Here is a 15734-nt window from a genome sequence, read left to right as displayed (position 1 = left end):
AAGTGGTGGCGCTGTTCAAACGGCTCAGAGCACGCCAATTTCCGCAAGAGCCTGATTGAGCTCCACCGGCAAAGCCTCTTCGTTTTCACGGCCCTCTGGCAGGTCGGGCGGCGCGTCGTCAGGCGCAAGGTAACGCCAGCCCTGAAACGGGCGGCGCAGGCTGCTTTGGGTGCGGACCAGTTTCGGCTCCAACACGATCGCGCAGCGGCGGATGCCGTCCGATCCGATCTGTTCATCAAGCCGCAGAATACGCTGGCGGCATTGAATTGCGCCCTTGATCACCCAGAAGATCGAGCCGCCATTGAGAATCTCGGCCTCGCGTTTGGGCCACATGCGCGTCACATGCCGTGGCAGCCCATCGGCGGTTTGCGCCCGTTTTGTGGCATGCCATTCGGCAAGCCCGTCGACGGACTCCGTTCCAACGGAAAGCTTGATCAGGTGCACGGTTGAGGTCATGAGGTTTCATCGCATTTAATGGATTTGAGGACAAGGGCCATTGCATCACGTTTTACCTGATATTGTTGTTGCGCCGCCAGATGTCACAACATATAGAAATCGTCCGGCCTGCTGAAATCACCCGTTTCAGAATCCCGCCGCCCCGCCTAAGATAAAGATCTTCCTGCCAATGCCTGCTCAGAAAGCCCCTGCTATGACCCGTTTTGCCGCCCCGATTGCCGAACAAATCTGGGATATGAAATACCGTTTCAAAGCGGCCGATGGCACCCCCAAGGATGCCACCGTCGAGGACAGCTGGCGGCGCATTGCGCGGGATCTGGCGCGGGTCGAAGAGGATGCCCCGCTTTGGGAAGATCGGTTCTATTCCGCCCTTGAGGATTTCAAATACCTGCCCGCAGGCCGCATCACTGCCGGGGCAGGCACCGCGCGGCGCGTGACCCTGTTCAACTGCTTTGTCATGGGCACCGTGCCCGACAGCATGAGCGGCATTTTTGATATGCTCAAAGAGGCCGCGCTGACCATGCAGCAGGGCGGCGGTATCGGGTATGATTTTTCCACCATCCGGCCCAAGGGCGCGGATGTTCTGGGGGTGTCGGCCGATGCCTCCGGCCCGCTGAGTTTCATGGATGTCTGGGATGCGATGTGCCGCACGATCATGTCTGCCGGCTCCCGCCGCGGCGCGATGATGGCAACGATGCGCTGCGATCACCCCGATATCGAGGATTTCATCACAGCCAAATCCGATCCGGCCCGCCTGCGCATGTTCAACATGTCGGTGCTGGTGACCGATGATTTCATGGAAGCGGTCAAGGCTGACGGATCCTGGGACCTGACGTTCAATGACCGGATCTATCACACGGTGCAGGCCCGCGATCTGTGGAACAAAATCATGCAGGCCACCTATGATTATGCCGAACCGGGGGTGATTTTCATCGACCGGATCAATGCCGCCAACAACCTCAGCTATTGTGAAACCATTGCCGCCACCAACCCCTGCGGCGAACAGCCCCTGCCGCCCTATGGGGCATGTCTGCTCGGCTCGATCAATCTGGCGCGTCTGGTGTCGGACCCCTTTGGCGATGACAGCCAGCTGGACGAGGCCGCGCTGCAAGAGCTGGTCGCAACTGCCGTGCGGATGATGGACAACGTGGTGGATGTGTCGAAATTCCCGCTGGAGGCCCAGGCCCGCGAAGCGCAGGCCAAGCGCCGGATCGGCCTTGGCGTGACGGGCCTTGCCGACGCGCTTTTGATGGTTGGCCAACGCTACGGCTCTGACGAGGCGGCGGCACAAACCGAAAGCTGGCTCAAGGCGATTGCGCGGGCGGCCTATCTTGCCTCTGTCGATCTGGCCAAGGAAAAGGGCGCTTTCCCGCTGTTTGATGCCGAGGCCTATCTGGCGTCCGGCACCATGCAGCAGATGGACGAAGACGTGCGCGACGCGATCCGCGAACACGGCATCCGCAACGCGCTTTTGACCTCCATCGCGCCGACCGGCACAATCAGCCTTTACGCAGGCAACGTCAGCTCAGGGATCGAGCCGGTCTTTGCCTATGCCTACACCCGCAAGGTGCTGCAAAAGGACGGCTCGCGCACCGAAGAAGAGGTGGTCGATTACGCCGTGCAGATGTGGCGCGACCTGAAAGGTGATGCGCCGTTGCCCGATTATTTCGTGAATGCCCAGACCCTCGCCCCCGCCGATCACGTCAAGATGCAGGCGGCAGCGCAGAAATGGGTCGACAGCTCCATCTCCAAGACCATCAACTGCCCCGAAGACATTGATTTTGACGCCTTCAAGGATGTCTACATGCAGGCTTGGGACAGCGGCTGTAAGGGCTGCACCACCTACCGGCCCAATGACGTGACCGGATCGGTGCTCAGTGTGAGCGAAGACACCAAGGCCGACAAACCCGTGCCCGTCGATGAGGGCGGCGAGGTGGTCTATATGTCCGAACCGCTGGACCGTCCGGCGGATCTGGAAGGCAACACCTACAAGGTCAAATGGCCAGACAGCGAACATGCGATCTATATCACAATCAACGACATCGTGCTGAACGGACACCGGCGCCCCTTCGAGGTTTTCATCAACTCCAAGAACATGGAGCATTTTGCCTGGACCGTTGCGCTCACACGGATGATCTCGGCGGTGTTCCGGCGTGGCGGTGATGTGTCCTTTGTGGTTGAGGAACTCAAAGCGGTATTCGATCCGCGCGGCGGGGCATGGATGCAGGGCAAATACATCCCCTCGATCCTCGCGGCCATTGGCGGCGTCATCGAACAGCATATGATCGCCACAGGCTTCATCGCGGGCGAGGGCATGGGGCTGAAAAACGATCCCAAAGCGCAGGTCGTCGGCCTTGACACCCCGCGTGGCAAATCCTGCCCCTCCTGCGGCCAATATGACCTGCGCATGGTCGAAGGCTGCATGACCTGCGCCTCCTGCGGGCACAGCAAATGCGGCTGAGCTAAGGCCGATTTACCCTTTTGGATCAGGATAAATCTGTTCCGAAGGGGTTCTCGACCAAACCAATAACTTGGATCAACATCTCGCCGCTGCCATCGGTTGAGACAGCATCCTCATAGGCAGCTTCTACGGCCAATTGCGCTGCTGTTCGGCTTTCTATACTTCCGTCAAACAGGTTCATCACATCGTTGGCGGTTGTCACATCACTCATCCCCAATAGGGCGCCATAATATACGCCAATATCGGTCTTACTGTCCAAGAATGCGCGGTCCGCATTTTGTTGCTGGGTGAAATCAGCGCTCGCGTCTGCAGGGGGTTCGGCGCGGGCTCCTGCCAGAAAACTGCGAATGAACTGGCCTTGGGTGACCGCGCCGCCGTCTATGGCATCGGCCCAGAATGAGCGGCCTTCATCGTCCGGCCCACGCCCAAGGACATTGCCATACACCGCGGTGACAAATGCTTCCGTATCCATCTGTTGACCATAAAGGGCGCGTGTCTCGGGCTGATCGAAAAAGAAATCCGCCGCCTGATCCAAAGCCGTCCCATTGACCAGTGCCCTTGCCCAAAAGTTTAGGCCTTCGGCATCTGGGGCCCGGTCGAAATAGGCGATGTACAGCTCGACCAACTCAAGAAAATCTGCGGCAGAAATGTCAGCTTCATCGAGATAGATCTGCCCGTCGCCAACAAGATCCCAGTCCCGATCGGCAAACCGCAACAGGTTTGTTCCGCCCGTGTCGGTTCCTTCTGCGCCTGTACGGTCAACAATGAAGACCTGGCTCACGGCCAAATCAACCTTGATCGTGAACTGGGTCGAGTTACCATCAAAGAGCGCGATATCAAAACCATAACCGCCTAGGTAATGGTCATCTCCTCCGCCACCCTTTATGGTATCTGCGCCCTCGTGGCCAAAAAGGAAGTCGTTGCCAGAGCTTCCAATCAAAACATCATCAAAGTTTGTCCCTTCGACCTCTTCTATATTCGTGAACTGGTCGGTGAACGCTTGACCGTTCACCGACCCTTGGGTCAATCCGGTGGTCATGTTGATGTTCAATCCGCTGTCATGTGCAGAAGAAAAATAAAGCAGTTGGTCGTGGCCGTCGCCGCCATCAAGGGTATCGTTGCCAATTCCAGAGTAAAGGATGTCGTCACCCCCGAGACTGGAAAGGGTGTTGTTACCCTCAATCACAGACAGAACATTGTCATTGTCGTCGCCCGTCAATTGATCGTCAAAGTAACTGCCTTCAATGCCCTCAAAGTTCTGGAAGCTATATGTGTAGGTCTCCGCGCCATTTTGCGTCGTTGCGACCCCCGTTAGCAGGCTGGCGTTCACGCCGCCTGTAATCACTGGTTCGCCATCTCTGTAGGTTGTAAAGAGCAACCAATCATCGCCTTCACCACCGTCAAGCGTGGCGTTCCCCCAGTCGAGATAGACATCATCGTCACCCGCCCCCGCGTCAACAAAATCATTGCCTGCACCGGAAAACAGTAGATCATCGCCCCCAAGGCCAAAAAGCTCATCATCCCCAGTCAGACCCTGAATCTCATTGGCCAGATGATCGCCCGTAAGAGTGTCGTTTCCCCCGCCGCCATAGATGTTCTCGATTTCAGAGAGCACGTAATAGCGAATACCCTGCGAAGTGATGGCCCGTGCGTCGCCATCAAGAAGATTGGCATTCACACCTTGCCCAAAAATAGGCTGGCCATTGTAGGTTGTATCAAAATAGGCAAGGTCGGTTCCGTCACCTCCAGACAATGTGTCATGCCCGTAACCCGGAAATATCGTATCATCCCCGGCAAGGCCGCGGATCTCATTGCCAATGTTGTCTGAGGGAAAAAGGGTGTCATTTCCGTCGGTCCCTTCAATAATTGGCATGTCTGCTCTCCCGGTCAAAAAAACTAGCGCTTCAATTCAACAAAACTGCAAGAGAAGGTTAATAACCTTTTAGGGAAAACTCCACAACTTAATCACCCCCTGATTGCTTTGTTGCAGCTCGACTTTTCATTTCCGTGTAAATCAGATTTGAATGGCAACAAAGACGTCGGCACTCCGCTGGAAGGGGAAAATCATGACCACAACCACCACGCTGGACGGCACCTATGATTACATCATCATCGGCGCGGGCACGGCGGGTTGTGTTTTGGCCAACCGCTTGACCGAAAACCCCAAGACCCGCGTTCTGCTGCTGGAGGCGGGCGGCAAGGACAATTACCACTGGGTCAAAATTCCGGTCGGCTATCTCTATTGCATCGGCAATCCGCGCACCGACTGGATGATGAAGACGGCGGCAGAACCGGGGTTGAACGGGCGGTCCCTGGTCTATCCGCGCGGCAAGGTTCTGGGCGGCTGTACCTCGGTCAATGGTATGATCTACATGCGCGGGCAGGCGGCGGATTATGATCACTGGCGGCAGCTCGGCAACACCGGTTGGGGCTGGGAGGATGTGCTGCCCTATTTTCTTAAGTCCGAGGATCACCACGGCGGGCCTTCGCAGATGCACAGTGCCGGCGGCGAATGGAAGGTCACGACCCAACGCCTGAGCTGGGACATTCTGGAGGCGGTACAGGAGGGCGCCAAGGAATTTGGCATTCACCCCCGCGCCGATTTCAACGATGGCAACAACGAGGGGTCCGGTTTTTTCGAGGTCAACCAAAAGGCTGGCGTCCGGTGGAGCACGGCAACAGGCTTCCTACGCCCTGCGATGAAACGGCCCAACCTGCGGGTGCTGACCCATGCCCATACCGAAACCCTGATCCTTGAAGGCAAAACCGTCAAAGGGGTGCGGTACAACCGGCGCGGCCAAAGCTATGAGGCCCATTGCACCGCCGAGGTGCTGCTGGCCGCAGGGGCGATCAATTCTCCCAAGATTCTGGAGCATTCCGGCATTGGCCAACCCGATCATATCGCGGGGCTGGGCCTGACGCCCAAACATGACCTACAAGGGGTGGGCGAGAACCTGCAAGACCATTTGCAAATCCGCACCGTTTACAAGGTCAGCAATGCCAAGACATTGAACACAATGGCCAATTCCCTGCTGGGCAAGGCCCGGCTTGGCTTGCAATATCTCACCACGCAAAGCGGCCCGCTGTCCATGGCACCCAGCCAGTTTGGCATGTTCACCAAATCCGATCCCGCGCTCGAAACGCCGGATCTGGAATACCACGTACAGCCCTTGTCGACCGACCGCCTTGGCGATCCGCTGCATCCGTTTCCGGCGATCACGGTCTCGGTCTGCAACCTGCGCCCCGACAGCATCGGCAGTTGTCACGCGAGCTCAACGGACAGCGCCCAGCAACCGCATATCAAGCTCAACTACCTCTCGGCCCCGCGTGACAAGCAGGTTGCTGTGGCCTCGATCAAACAGGCCCGCAAGATCATGACCGCCGCCGCGCTGAAACCCTACAGCCCGCAAGAAATCCTCCCCGGCCCCGATCATCAAAGCGATGCGGCGCTGGTCGAACAGGCGGGCAATATCGCCACCACTATTTTTCACCCGGTTGGCACCTGCAAGATGGGTGCGGACGAAAACGCCGTGGTCGGCACCGACCTGCGGGTGCATGGGCTCAACGGGCTGCGGGTCATCGACGCCTCGGTTATGCCGCGCATCGTGTCAGGCAATACCGCATCGCCCGTGGTTATGATCGCCGAAAAGGCCGCCGACATGATCCGCGCCGCTGCAGGGTAGCACTTCGCTGTATTCAACCGCGCCTGCGGCCCTATACTGGCGGCATCACTGATTGTTCAGGGGGATCACATGACACAAGCGGACCCATCCACGCCGCCCGACGGCTTTACCCAGATGATCGACGACAGCAACGCCTTCTTTGCCGAGCTGCGCGAGAACAACACCAAAGACTGGTTCAACCCCCGCAAGGATCACTACAACACCGCGATCAAGAAACCGGCAGAGTTCTTTGCCGATCTGCTGGCCGAGGATTTCAGCCGGATCTCGGGCAAGCCTTTCAAGCCCAAGCTGTTTCGCATCTACCGGGACGTGCGGTTCTCCAAAGACAAGACCCCGCTCAACGCCCATCTGCACATGATGTGGTCGCAGGCCGGGGATGATCCTTTTGCGCCATTCTTTTTCTTTGGCTCCGAACCCGGCGACATGACCATCGGCTTTGGCATCGGCGGGTTCAAGGGTGAAACCCTGACCCGGTTCCGCGCCTTTGTGGATCGTGACGGCGATGAACTATCAGACCGGATCGCCGCCACCGGCCTGCAGTTTTCCTCATGGGGTGCGCCGCCGCTCAAAAAAGTGCCAAAACCCTATGCCGAGGATCATCCCCATGCCGATCTGCTGAGGCGCAAGAACCTGATCCTCAGCGGCCCGATGGATGACAAATGGCGGCAGGCCGAGGGCGGATTGGTCAAGGCGGTGCGGTCCGAGTTCGAAAAAGCCCGCCCGGTCATGAAACTTTGGGAGGAACGGCTGGCGTGAACAGTCGGGGCCGCCGCCGCGTCGCAGCATCTTTGGCCAGCCCCTTGGAAACACCCAACCTTTTCCAACCTGCCCAAGAATTCGCCTCACCCGCATCTTGCCCGCACAAGTCTTTGGCAGTTACAAATTCCAAGCCTAAGCTTGCCACTGGCCGACATACAAAGCTTGACTCAAGACGATTTTAACCAAACGGTAAAAATATCAGACGTCCAACTGGGGGATAACCAATGAATAAGCCACAAAACAATAGTATCACACGCCGCAGATTGCTCGGCACTGCCGCGGTTCTGCTGGGGGCCGCTGCCTTTGCGCCCAAGGCCGCATTTGCCGCGGACAAAATCAAGGTCGCGGGCATTTACACCGTGCCGGTCGAACAACAATGGGTCAGCCGCATCCATAAGGCCGCTGAAACCGCGCAGGCACGGGGCGACATCGAATACACCTTTACCGAAAATGTCTCCAACACGGATTATGCCCGCGTGATGCGCGAATATGCCGAAAGCGGCAACACCCTGATCATCGGTGAGGTTTTCGGCGCCGAACAAGAGGCCCGCGAAGTGGCGGCAGACTATCCAAACGTGGCCTTCCTGATGGGGTCCAGCTTCAAACAGGATGCGGCGCTGCCGAACTTCTCTGTCTTTGACAACTACATTCAGGATGCGGCCTATCTGTCCGGCATCATCGCCGGTGCGATGACCAAATCGGGCAACATCGGCATGGTCGGCGGCTTCCCGATCCCCGAGGTGAACCGCCTGATGCATGCCTTCATGGCAGGCGCGGCAGAAATGAACCCCGACATCAAGTTCCAGGTCAGCTTTATCGGCTCTTGGTTCGATCCGCCCAAGGCCAAGGAAACCGCTTTTGCGATGATCGAAAATGGCGCGGATCTGCTCTATGCTGAACGCTTTGGCGTGTCGGACGCGGCGCAGGAAAAAGGTGTGCTCGCCATCGGCAATGTGATCGACACCCAAGCCGATTATCCCGACACTGTTGTCGCCTCCGCGATCTGGCATTTTGAACCGACGTTGGACGCGGCGATTGCTGCGGTAAAGGCCGGCAATTTCACCGCCGATGACTATGGCAAATATTCCTTCATGGCCGAAGGTGGGTCATCGCTTGCGCCACTCGGCACCTTCGAGGGCAAAGTCCCCGAAGCGGCGATGAAATTGGTCATGGAAAAAGAGGCCGCGATCAAAGATGGCTCCTTCAGTGTCACGATCAACGACGAAGAACCGAAGTCCTCTTAAATGGCACAGCATAAAGAGGCGCAGGTTGTCCTGCGCCTCGACAATATCACCAAAAGATTTGGCAGCCTGACCGCCAATGACGCCATCAGCTTTGATCTCGCTCAGGGCGAAGTCATTGCTTTGCTTGGCGAAAATGGCGCGGGCAAGACAACGCTGATGAACATCCTCTTTGGCCATTACACCGCCGACGAGGGCCGCGTCGAGGTCTTTGGTCAGGCCTTGCCGCCCGGCAATCCCCGTGCCGCATTGGCGGCGGGGGTCGGCATGGTGCATCAGCATTTTACCCTGGCCGACAACATGACCGTGCTGGAAAACATTGTGCTTGGCACATCGCCCCTGTGGAAGCTCGGCTTTGGTAAAGCGGCGGCGCGGCGTCGCATTCTGACGCTGGTGCAGGACTATGGCTTGCAGGTCGACCCCGATGCGCAGGTGGGCAGCCTGACCGTGGGCGAACGCCAGCGCGTTGAAATCCTCAAGGCGCTCTACCGCGATGCCCGCATTCTGATTCTGGATGAACCCACCGCCGTGCTGACCCCGCAGGAAACCGACGATCTTTTTGCCACCATGCGCAAGGCCGTGGCGCTGGGCCTTTCGGTGATTTTCATCTCGCATAAATTACATGAGGTCACGGCCATCTCGAACCGGGTTGTGGTGCTGCGCCATGGCAGGTTGGTGGCCGAGGCCCGCACCGCCGACACAGACAAACATATTCTGGCGCAGATGATGGTGGGCGAAGAAGTCGCGCCGCCCTCTGTCCGCGCCGCCAATCCCGGCGACGTACTGATTGCGCTGGATCAGGTTTCGACCCCTGATCGCGGCAGTGCACCGGGGCTGAAATCCGTCAACCTGAACCTGCGTGCAGGGCAGATCATTGGCCTCGCGGGTGTCTCTGGCAACGGGCAGGCGGCTCTGGCCGATTTGATCGGCGGGCTGATCGCCCCGGCCTCCGGCAGCCTGCGCATTCATGACGCCGCGCCAAAAAACTGGACCCCGCGTGCAGCCCTTGCCGCGGGCATCGCCCGCATCCCCGAAGACCGCCACAAAACCGGAACCATCGCCGATTTTGACCTGACCGAAAACGCGGTGCTTGAGCTTTATACAAAACCCCCGTTCAGCACCAAAGGCTGGATGCACTGGCAAGAAGCCCGCGAATTTACTCAAAATGTGATCGAAGGCTACGACGTCCGCTGCCCCGGCCCCGACACCCGCATCCGTCTGCTGTCGGGCGGCAACATGCAAAAGCTGATTCTGGGCCGCGTGCTTGAAACCACGCCCGAAGTGGTGCTGGCCAACCAACCCGTGCGCGGTCTGGACATCGGGGCGCTGACCTATGTGCATGAGCAACTGCTGGCCGCCCGTGATCGCGGCGCGGCGGTGCTGCTGATTTCCGAAGATCTTGACGAGGTCACAGCCCTGTCCGATGTGATCCATGTAATCTCCGAAGGGCGATTGTCGCCCGGATTTGCACGCGGCGCCCTCAGCACGACAGAACTGGGTGTTTGGATGGCCGGACACGGATTTGAGAACGAAGGGGGCAGTCATGCGGCTTGAACCTGTGGCCAACCCGACCCTGATCCGGCAATTGGGCCTGCCCGCGCTGGCGCTGATTTGCACGGTGGTGATTGCGTCCTTACTGGCGATGATCGCAGGGGCGCAGCCGTTCTCGGTGCTGGGCCTGATCATCAAAGGCGCGTTTGGCTCAAAATTTGCGGCGCTCGAAACCCTGAACCGCGCTACGCCGCTGATCTTTACCGGATTGGCTGTCGCCGTCGCCTTCCGCGCCCAGCTGTGGAACATCGGCGCCGAGGCACAGCTCTACATGGGCGCGGTCGTGACCGTAGTCCTAGGCACCGGAGCTTTGTCTTGGCCCGCCTTTGCCCTGCTGCCCACAATCGCCATTGCCGCGATGCTGGCCGGGGCGGTGGCCCTGCTGGTGCCGACCTTCCTCAAGACCCGCTTTGGGGTGGATGAGGTGGTTACGACGCTGCTGCTGAATTTTGTCGTGCTGCTCTGGGTGTCGATGCTTCTCGAAGGGGCGCTGAAAGATCCGATGGGCCTGGGCTGGCCCAAATCCGCCCGCCTGATTGCCGAGGCCCGTCTGCCGCGCATCATGGATGGATTGCGCCTGCACTGGGGCTTTGGCCTCGCGCTGATCTCTGCGTTGGTGGTCTGGGTGATCCAGCGCCGCACGACGCTGGGCTATGAAATGCGGGCGGTGGGCCTGAATGCCGAGGCGGCGCGCTTTGCCGGTATTCCCGTCAACGCCGTGTTGATCAAAACCGCGCTGCTGTCTGGTGGCCTTGCCGCGCTCGCAGGCTTTTCCGAGGTCGCAGGTCTCAAGGGCAGCCTTACTTTGGATATCTCCCCCGGCTTTGGCTACACCGGCATCATCGTGGCGATGCTGGCGCTGCTCAATCCACTGGGCGTGGTGGTGGCGGCGCTGTTTGTCGCGGGCATCTTTGTCGGCGCGGACAGCATGAGCCGCGCGGCGGGCGTGCCAACCTATCTGGCCGATATCATGCTGGCCTTTGCCCTGCTGCTGATGGTGCTGGCGATCATGCTGACCAAATTCCGGGTGAGGCGCAGCTGATGGATATTCTCGACATTCTGATCTCGGCCAGTTTCTGGACCGCTGCGATCCGCATCGCATCGCCGCTGATCTTCGCCGCATTGGGCGAGCTGATTTGCGAACGCGCGGGTGTCCTGAACCTCGGGATCGAGGGCATCATGGTCGTGGGCGCATTCGCTGGATGGTTGACCGTTTATCTGGGCGGCGGGCTGTGGTTCGGGGTGGCGGTGGCAATGCTGTCCGGCATGGGGTTCGGCCTGCTGCACGCGACGCTGACCGTGCCCTTTGGCCTCAGCCAACATGTGGTGGGTCTTGGTATCACGCTGCTGGCCACCTCACTGACCTATTTCTGTTATCGCCTCGCCCTGCCAGAGGTGACATCCCCGCCCAAGATCGAGGCCTTTCAACCCTATGAAATCCCCGTCCTGTCTGACATTCCACTGATCGGCGAGGCGCTGTTTTCGCAAACGCCGCTGACCTATCTGGCCTTTGTGCTGGCCGTGGTGGTCAGTGTCACGCTTTATCGCACGCCGTTGGGGCTGGCGGTGCGGGCGGCGGGGGAAAACCCTGCGGCGGTGGCGGCGCAGGGGCTGTCCGTGACCGGCATCCGCATGGGCGCTGTCATGGTTGGCAGCGGTCTGATGGCGGTTGGCGGGGCCTTCCTGACCATGAGCGCGTTCAACTCCTTCTTCTTTGAAATGGTCAACGGGCGCGGCTGGATCTGCATTGCACTGGTGGTGTTCGGCTCATGGAAGCCGGGCAAAACCCTGCTGGGCGCGGTGCTGTTTGCCGCCTTTGACGCGCTGCAAATCCGGGTGCAGCAAACTCCGTTGGGCGCGGATATTCCCTACCAGATTTTCCTGATGGCCCCCTACATCCTGTCCATTCTGGCGCTGGTGATCATGTCGCGCCGTGCGCAAGTGCCCGCCGCCCTGATGGTCCCGTTCAACAAGGGGGAACGGTGAGGACGTCTCACGAAGGGTTGGCCCTGACCGCGGGCGGGGCGAATGCCCCCGCCCATGGGGGCGGTCGGGGGCAGCCCGGCCTACGTCCGGGCGCAACCACATTTCCGACAGCACAGGAGTTTCTTCATGTTTGACCTGATCCTCAAAGGCGGCACCCTGCCGGATGGCCGTACCACCGACATCGGCATCACCGGCGGCACCATCACCGCTATCGAAGACCTCTCCTCCGCTCAAGCAGGCGAAGTCATCGACGCAACCGGCGATCTGGTCAGCCCGCCCTTTGTCGATCCGCATTTCCACATGGACGCCACCCTCAGCTACGGCATCCCGCGCATCAACGCCTCCGGCACCCTGCTCGAAGGGATCGGCCTCTGGGGCGAGCTGAAACAGGTCATGCAGCCGGAGGAGATCAAAGCCCGCGCGCTGGAATACTGCGACTGGGCCGCCTCGCTTGGCCTGTTGTGCATCCGCAGCCATGTGGACACCTGCCACGACAGCCTGATCGGGGTCGAGGCGCTGCTGGAGGTCCGCAAAGAGGTGGCCGATTACATCGATTTGCAATTGGTCGCCTTCCCGCAGGACGGCCTCTACCGTGACCCCACAGCATTGCAAAACACCATCCGCGCCCTCGATATGGGGGTGGATGTGGTCGGTGGCATCCCGCATTTCGAACGCACCATGGCGGACGGCGCCCGCTCCGTCACCGCCCTGTGCGAGATCGCGGCTGAACGCGGGCTGATGGTGGATATGCATTGCGATGAAACCGACGATCCACATTCGCGCCACATCGAAACGCTGGCCTATGAGACCCAACGTCTGGGCTTGCAGGGCAGGGTGGCCGGATCGCACCTCACCTCCATGCATTCCATGGACAACTACTATGTCTCGAAACTGCTGCCCCTGATGGCCGAGGCGGAGGTCGCAGCGATCCCCAATCCGCTGATCAACATCGTGCTGCAGGGGCGGCATGACACCTATCCCAAACGGCGCGGGCTGACGCGGGTCAAGGAAATGCAAGCCATGGGCATCGACGTTGGCTGGGGCCAGGACTGCGTGATGGACCCGTGGTATTCCATGGGCACCGGCGACATGCTGGATGTGGCCTTCATGGGCCTGCATGTGGCCCAGATGACCAGCCCCGAAGAGATGCGCCGCTGCTTTGACATGGTCACCAATGTGAATGCCCGGATCATGGGGCTGGACGATTACGGCCTGCGGGTCGGGGCCAAGGCCTCCATGGTGGTGCTGGATGCGGGCAACCCGATTGAGGCGCTGCGCCTCAGACCGGACCGCCTGTGCGTGATTGCCAAGGGCAAGGTGATCTCGCGCCAGTCGCGCAACGACGCCCGACTTGATCTGCCGGGCCGGCCCGCCAGCGTCCGCCGCCGCCACAGCGCCCACTCATGATCAACCAGCCGTCGCCGCCCGGCCTGCCAGAGTAAACGCCCCTTGCAAGGCATTGCCCGCAGGCGGCGTCAGATGGCGGGTAAATGGTTCCGGCAGATAGGGCGCGTAATGCGGCCCCACGCCGCCACTGAGGCAAAGCCGGTCGCCGGGGGCGAACCCCAACACGCCCAGCGCCGATACGATAAACGCTGCGCCCTCTTGCATCAGGGCCAGACCGATCTCATCTCCGGCTTGGGCCGCAGGGATCACCTGCCGTGCCAAAGCGGCATAATCGCCCGGCGCGGCAGCGGCGCTAAAGGTCATCGCCTTTGCCGCCCCGCCGATCTCGGCCAAGACCTGCGTGCCAAGAGGGCTTTGCGCAATCATCCCGTCCTCGCCCAACATCACCTTGCGCAGCAATTGATGTCCCAGCCACGATCCCGAGGCCTGATCGGCAAGATGAAAACCCCAGCCGTTCACGGTCTTGATCTGGCGGTCCTTCTGGCGGGCCACGATGGTGCCGGTGCCAAGGGTGACAACAAACCCGTCGGCATCCTCCAACGCGCCGACAACAGCGGTGTCGCGGTCGCTGGTCACATGAACGGCGCCAAAGTCAAACTCCGCCGCGACCCGTGCCATCTCGTCGGGAAAATTGGCCCCGGCAAGCCCCATAAAAACACAGATCTCAGATGCCGGCGTGGTTTCCAGTCCGGCCTCAACCAAGGCCGCGTCAATCGCATTGCGGATATTGCCCGTGGCCGCTTTGAAATTTGTGCCAACATTGCCCGGACCGCCCGCTGCTTCGCCAAGGACCCCCCGGTGCAAGGTGCCCGCCGCGGCCCGGCAACCGGTGCCACCGCCATCCACGGCAATCAATACGGTGTCTTGCTGTTCTGTCATTCTACCCACCTAATTTGCCCGCATTGCCTAGCGCGTCAGAGCCCGCAAATCCATCACCGCCAAACACAATCTTACAATCTCCTCATAGTACAATCCCGATGCGCAGCCCGAATAACAGTTGAAAAAGATCTATGATAGCGCTAACAGTGAGCCAAATCGAAAAATCCGGCCATGAGGTGGTATTATGACAACGAAAATTGCGATCAATGGGTTTGGCCGCATCGGCCGCTGTGTGCTGCGGGCGCTGCTGGAAAATGGCACCGACGGGATTGAGGTTGTTGCCATTAACGATCTGGCCGCGCCGGAAACCTTGCTGCACCTGCTGAAATACGATTCCGTCCATGGCCGTTTGCAGGCAGATGCCCGGCTCGAGGGGGACATGCTGCATGTCGGTCCCTACAGCGTCCGCCTGACCGCCGAACGTGATCCGGCCAATCTGCCCTGGTCTGACGTAGATATCGCTTATGAATGCACGGGCCTCTTCACCCAGCGTGACGCCGCCGCCAAACATTTTGAGAACGGCAGCAAACGGGTGCTGATCTCGGCTCCGGGCAAAGAGGTGGACCGCACCGTGGTCTATGGGGTCAACCATGAGGAATTGACCTTTGACGATGTGATTGTCTCAAACGCCTCCTGCACAACCAACTGCCTCGCGCCACTGGCGATGGTTCTGGATGATCTTTGCGGCATTGAAACCGGCTACATGACCACGATCCATTCCTTCACCGGCGATCAGCCCAGCCACGACACCGCGCACCGCGACCCGTATCGGGGCCGCGCGGCCTCACTGTCGATGGTGCCCACCTCCACTGGTGCCGCCGCGGCGATCTCACTGGTGCTGCCGGCGCTGGAAGGCCGCCTCGAAGGCTCCGCCGTGCGGGTGCCCACGGCCAATGTTTCGCTGGTCGATCTCAGCTTTGTGCCAAAACGCAAGGTCACGGCAGAAGAGATCAACGCCGCCGTTGCCGCTGCCGCCCAAGGGCCATTGGCGGGCGTGCTGTCTTTCGAGGACGATCCGCTGGTCTCGGTTGATTTCAACCACGACAGCCATTCCTCCTGCTTTGCAGCCGCCCAGACCAAGGTCACAGAGGGCGGCATGATCCGGGTGGTCAGCTGGTATGACAACGAATGGGGCTTCTCCAACCGCATGAACGACACCGCGCGGGTGATGGGACAACTGATGGAAACCGCCCCTCTCAAACGCACCGCATAAGGGGGCCAGCCCCCACCGCCGCTGCGCGGCGCTCCCCCCGGAGGTTTTTCTGGCCAAATGAAGAGAAGGGCGCCTTTTTCTTCATTTGGCCCTTAAAC

At 59.9% G+C, this 15734-nt stretch carries 12 protein-coding genes; 9 read left to right on the top strand and 3 right to left on the bottom strand.

The window, feature by feature from the left end; all coding sequences use genetic code 11:
• Positions 1 to 24: 24 nt before the first annotated feature.
• On the bottom strand, positions 25 to 456 hold the full coding sequence (locus tag K3754_RS14985; protein ID WP_203210336.1) for a DUF1489 family protein: 432 nt from the start codon (positions 454 to 456) through the stop codon (positions 25 to 27).
• A gap of 193 nt (positions 457 to 649) precedes the next feature.
• Between K3754_RS14985 and K3754_RS14980 the strand changes: the two genes are divergently transcribed.
• Entirely contained in the window at positions 650 to 2917 is a 2268-nt protein-coding gene (locus K3754_RS14980) for an adenosylcobalamin-dependent ribonucleoside-diphosphate reductase (RefSeq protein ID WP_259938298.1), read from the top strand.
• A gap of 25 nt (positions 2918 to 2942) precedes the next feature.
• Here the strand turns inward: K3754_RS14980 and K3754_RS14975 are convergent, their stop codons facing one another.
• The gene (locus K3754_RS14975) at positions 2943 to 4790 is read right to left on the bottom strand and encodes a DUF4214 domain-containing protein (RefSeq protein WP_259938297.1); all 1848 of its coding nucleotides are present in this window, start codon (positions 4788 to 4790) and stop codon (positions 2943 to 2945) included.
• A 193-nt stretch (positions 4791 to 4983) separates the two neighbouring features.
• On the opposite strand from K3754_RS14975, the gene K3754_RS14970 reads away from it, so the two are divergent.
• The 7 genes from K3754_RS14970 (at position 4984) to K3754_RS14940 (ending at position 13544) form a co-directional block, all read left to right on the top strand.
• A complete protein-coding gene (locus K3754_RS14970) occupies positions 4984 to 6600 on the top strand; it encodes a GMC family oxidoreductase (RefSeq protein WP_259938296.1) in 1617 nt (538 codons plus the stop codon).
• 69 nt (positions 6601 to 6669) lie between these two features.
• Positions 6670 to 7356 carry a DUF2461 domain-containing protein gene (locus tag K3754_RS14965; protein WP_259938294.1) on the top strand — a complete coding sequence of 229 codons (687 nt, stop codon included), beginning with the start codon at positions 6670 to 6672 and terminating at the stop codon, positions 7354 to 7356.
• 227 nt (positions 7357 to 7583) lie between these two features.
• Positions 7584 to 8603: a BMP family protein gene (locus K3754_RS14960; RefSeq protein WP_203210341.1), complete on the top strand. Its 1020-nt coding sequence runs from the start codon at positions 7584 to 7586 to the stop codon at positions 8601 to 8603.
• Positions 8604 to 10154 carry an ABC transporter ATP-binding protein gene (locus K3754_RS14955; RefSeq protein WP_259938292.1) on the top strand — a complete coding sequence of 517 codons (1551 nt, stop codon included), beginning with the start codon at positions 8604 to 8606 and terminating at the stop codon, positions 10152 to 10154.
• A complete protein-coding gene (locus tag K3754_RS14950) occupies positions 10144 to 11193 on the top strand; it encodes an ABC transporter permease (protein WP_203210343.1) in 1050 nt (349 codons plus the stop codon). The genes K3754_RS14955 and K3754_RS14950 overlap by 11 nt, the downstream gene beginning before the upstream one ends.
• Positions 11193 to 12137 carry an ABC transporter permease gene (locus K3754_RS14945; protein WP_259938289.1) on the top strand — a complete coding sequence of 315 codons (945 nt, stop codon included), beginning with the start codon at positions 11193 to 11195 and terminating at the stop codon, positions 12135 to 12137. The genes K3754_RS14950 and K3754_RS14945 overlap by 1 nt, the downstream gene beginning before the upstream one ends.
• A gap of 126 nt (positions 12138 to 12263) precedes the next feature.
• The gene (locus K3754_RS14940) at positions 12264 to 13544 is read left to right on the top strand and encodes an amidohydrolase family protein (protein WP_259938287.1); all 1281 of its coding nucleotides are present in this window, start codon (positions 12264 to 12266) and stop codon (positions 13542 to 13544) included.
• On the opposite strand, the gene K3754_RS14935 is transcribed toward K3754_RS14940, so the two are convergent.
• On the bottom strand, positions 13545 to 14423 hold the full coding sequence (locus K3754_RS14935) for a BadF/BadG/BcrA/BcrD ATPase family protein (RefSeq protein WP_203210346.1): 879 nt from the start codon (positions 14421 to 14423) through the stop codon (positions 13545 to 13547).
• Between the two features lie 184 nt (positions 14424 to 14607).
• Here K3754_RS14935 and gap point away from each other — a divergent pair, with 184 nt between their 5' ends.
• Positions 14608 to 15636 (top strand): type I glyceraldehyde-3-phosphate dehydrogenase, encoded by a 1029-nt coding sequence (gene gap / locus K3754_RS14930; protein ID WP_259938285.1) that lies wholly within the window; start codon positions 14608 to 14610, stop codon positions 15634 to 15636.
• Positions 15637 to 15734 lie beyond the last annotated feature (98 nt).

Source organism: Sulfitobacter sp. M368 (assembly GCF_025141875.1).
GTDB classification, from domain to species: Bacteria; Pseudomonadota; Alphaproteobacteria; order Rhodobacterales; family Rhodobacteraceae; genus Sulfitobacter; species Sulfitobacter mediterraneus_A.
This window is presented reverse-complemented; position numbering and strand designations above follow the sequence as displayed.

Coding starts and splice junctions, on each gene's coding strand:
- K3754_RS14980 (WP_259938298.1), top strand. CDS start 650: ATGACCCGTTTTGCCGCCCCGATTGCCGAACAAATCTGGGATATGAAA.
- K3754_RS14985 (WP_203210336.1), bottom strand. CDS start 456: ATGACCTCAACCGTGCACCTGATCAAGCTTTCCGTTGGAACGGAGTCC.
- K3754_RS14970 (WP_259938296.1), top strand. CDS start 4,984: ATGACCACAACCACCACGCTGGACGGCACCTATGATTACATCATCATC.
- K3754_RS14965 (WP_259938294.1), top strand. CDS start 6,670: ATGACACAAGCGGACCCATCCACGCCGCCCGACGGCTTTACCCAGATG.
- K3754_RS14955 (WP_259938292.1), top strand. CDS start 8,604: ATGGCACAGCATAAAGAGGCGCAGGTTGTCCTGCGCCTCGACAATATC.
- K3754_RS14945 (WP_259938289.1), top strand. CDS start 11,193: ATGGATATTCTCGACATTCTGATCTCGGCCAGTTTCTGGACCGCTGCG.
- K3754_RS14935 (WP_203210346.1), bottom strand. CDS start 14,423: ATGACAGAACAGCAAGACACCGTATTGATTGCCGTGGATGGCGGTGGC.
- gap (WP_259938285.1), top strand. CDS start 14,608: ATGACAACGAAAATTGCGATCAATGGGTTTGGCCGCATCGGCCGCTGT.
- K3754_RS14950 (WP_203210343.1), top strand. CDS start 10,144: ATGCGGCTTGAACCTGTGGCCAACCCGACCCTGATCCGGCAATTGGGC.
- K3754_RS14960 (WP_203210341.1), top strand. CDS start 7,584: ATGAATAAGCCACAAAACAATAGTATCACACGCCGCAGATTGCTCGGC.
- K3754_RS14940 (WP_259938287.1), top strand. CDS start 12,264: ATGTTTGACCTGATCCTCAAAGGCGGCACCCTGCCGGATGGCCGTACC.
- K3754_RS14975 (WP_259938297.1), bottom strand. CDS start 4,790: ATGCCAATTATTGAAGGGACCGACGGAAATGACACCCTTTTTCCCTCA.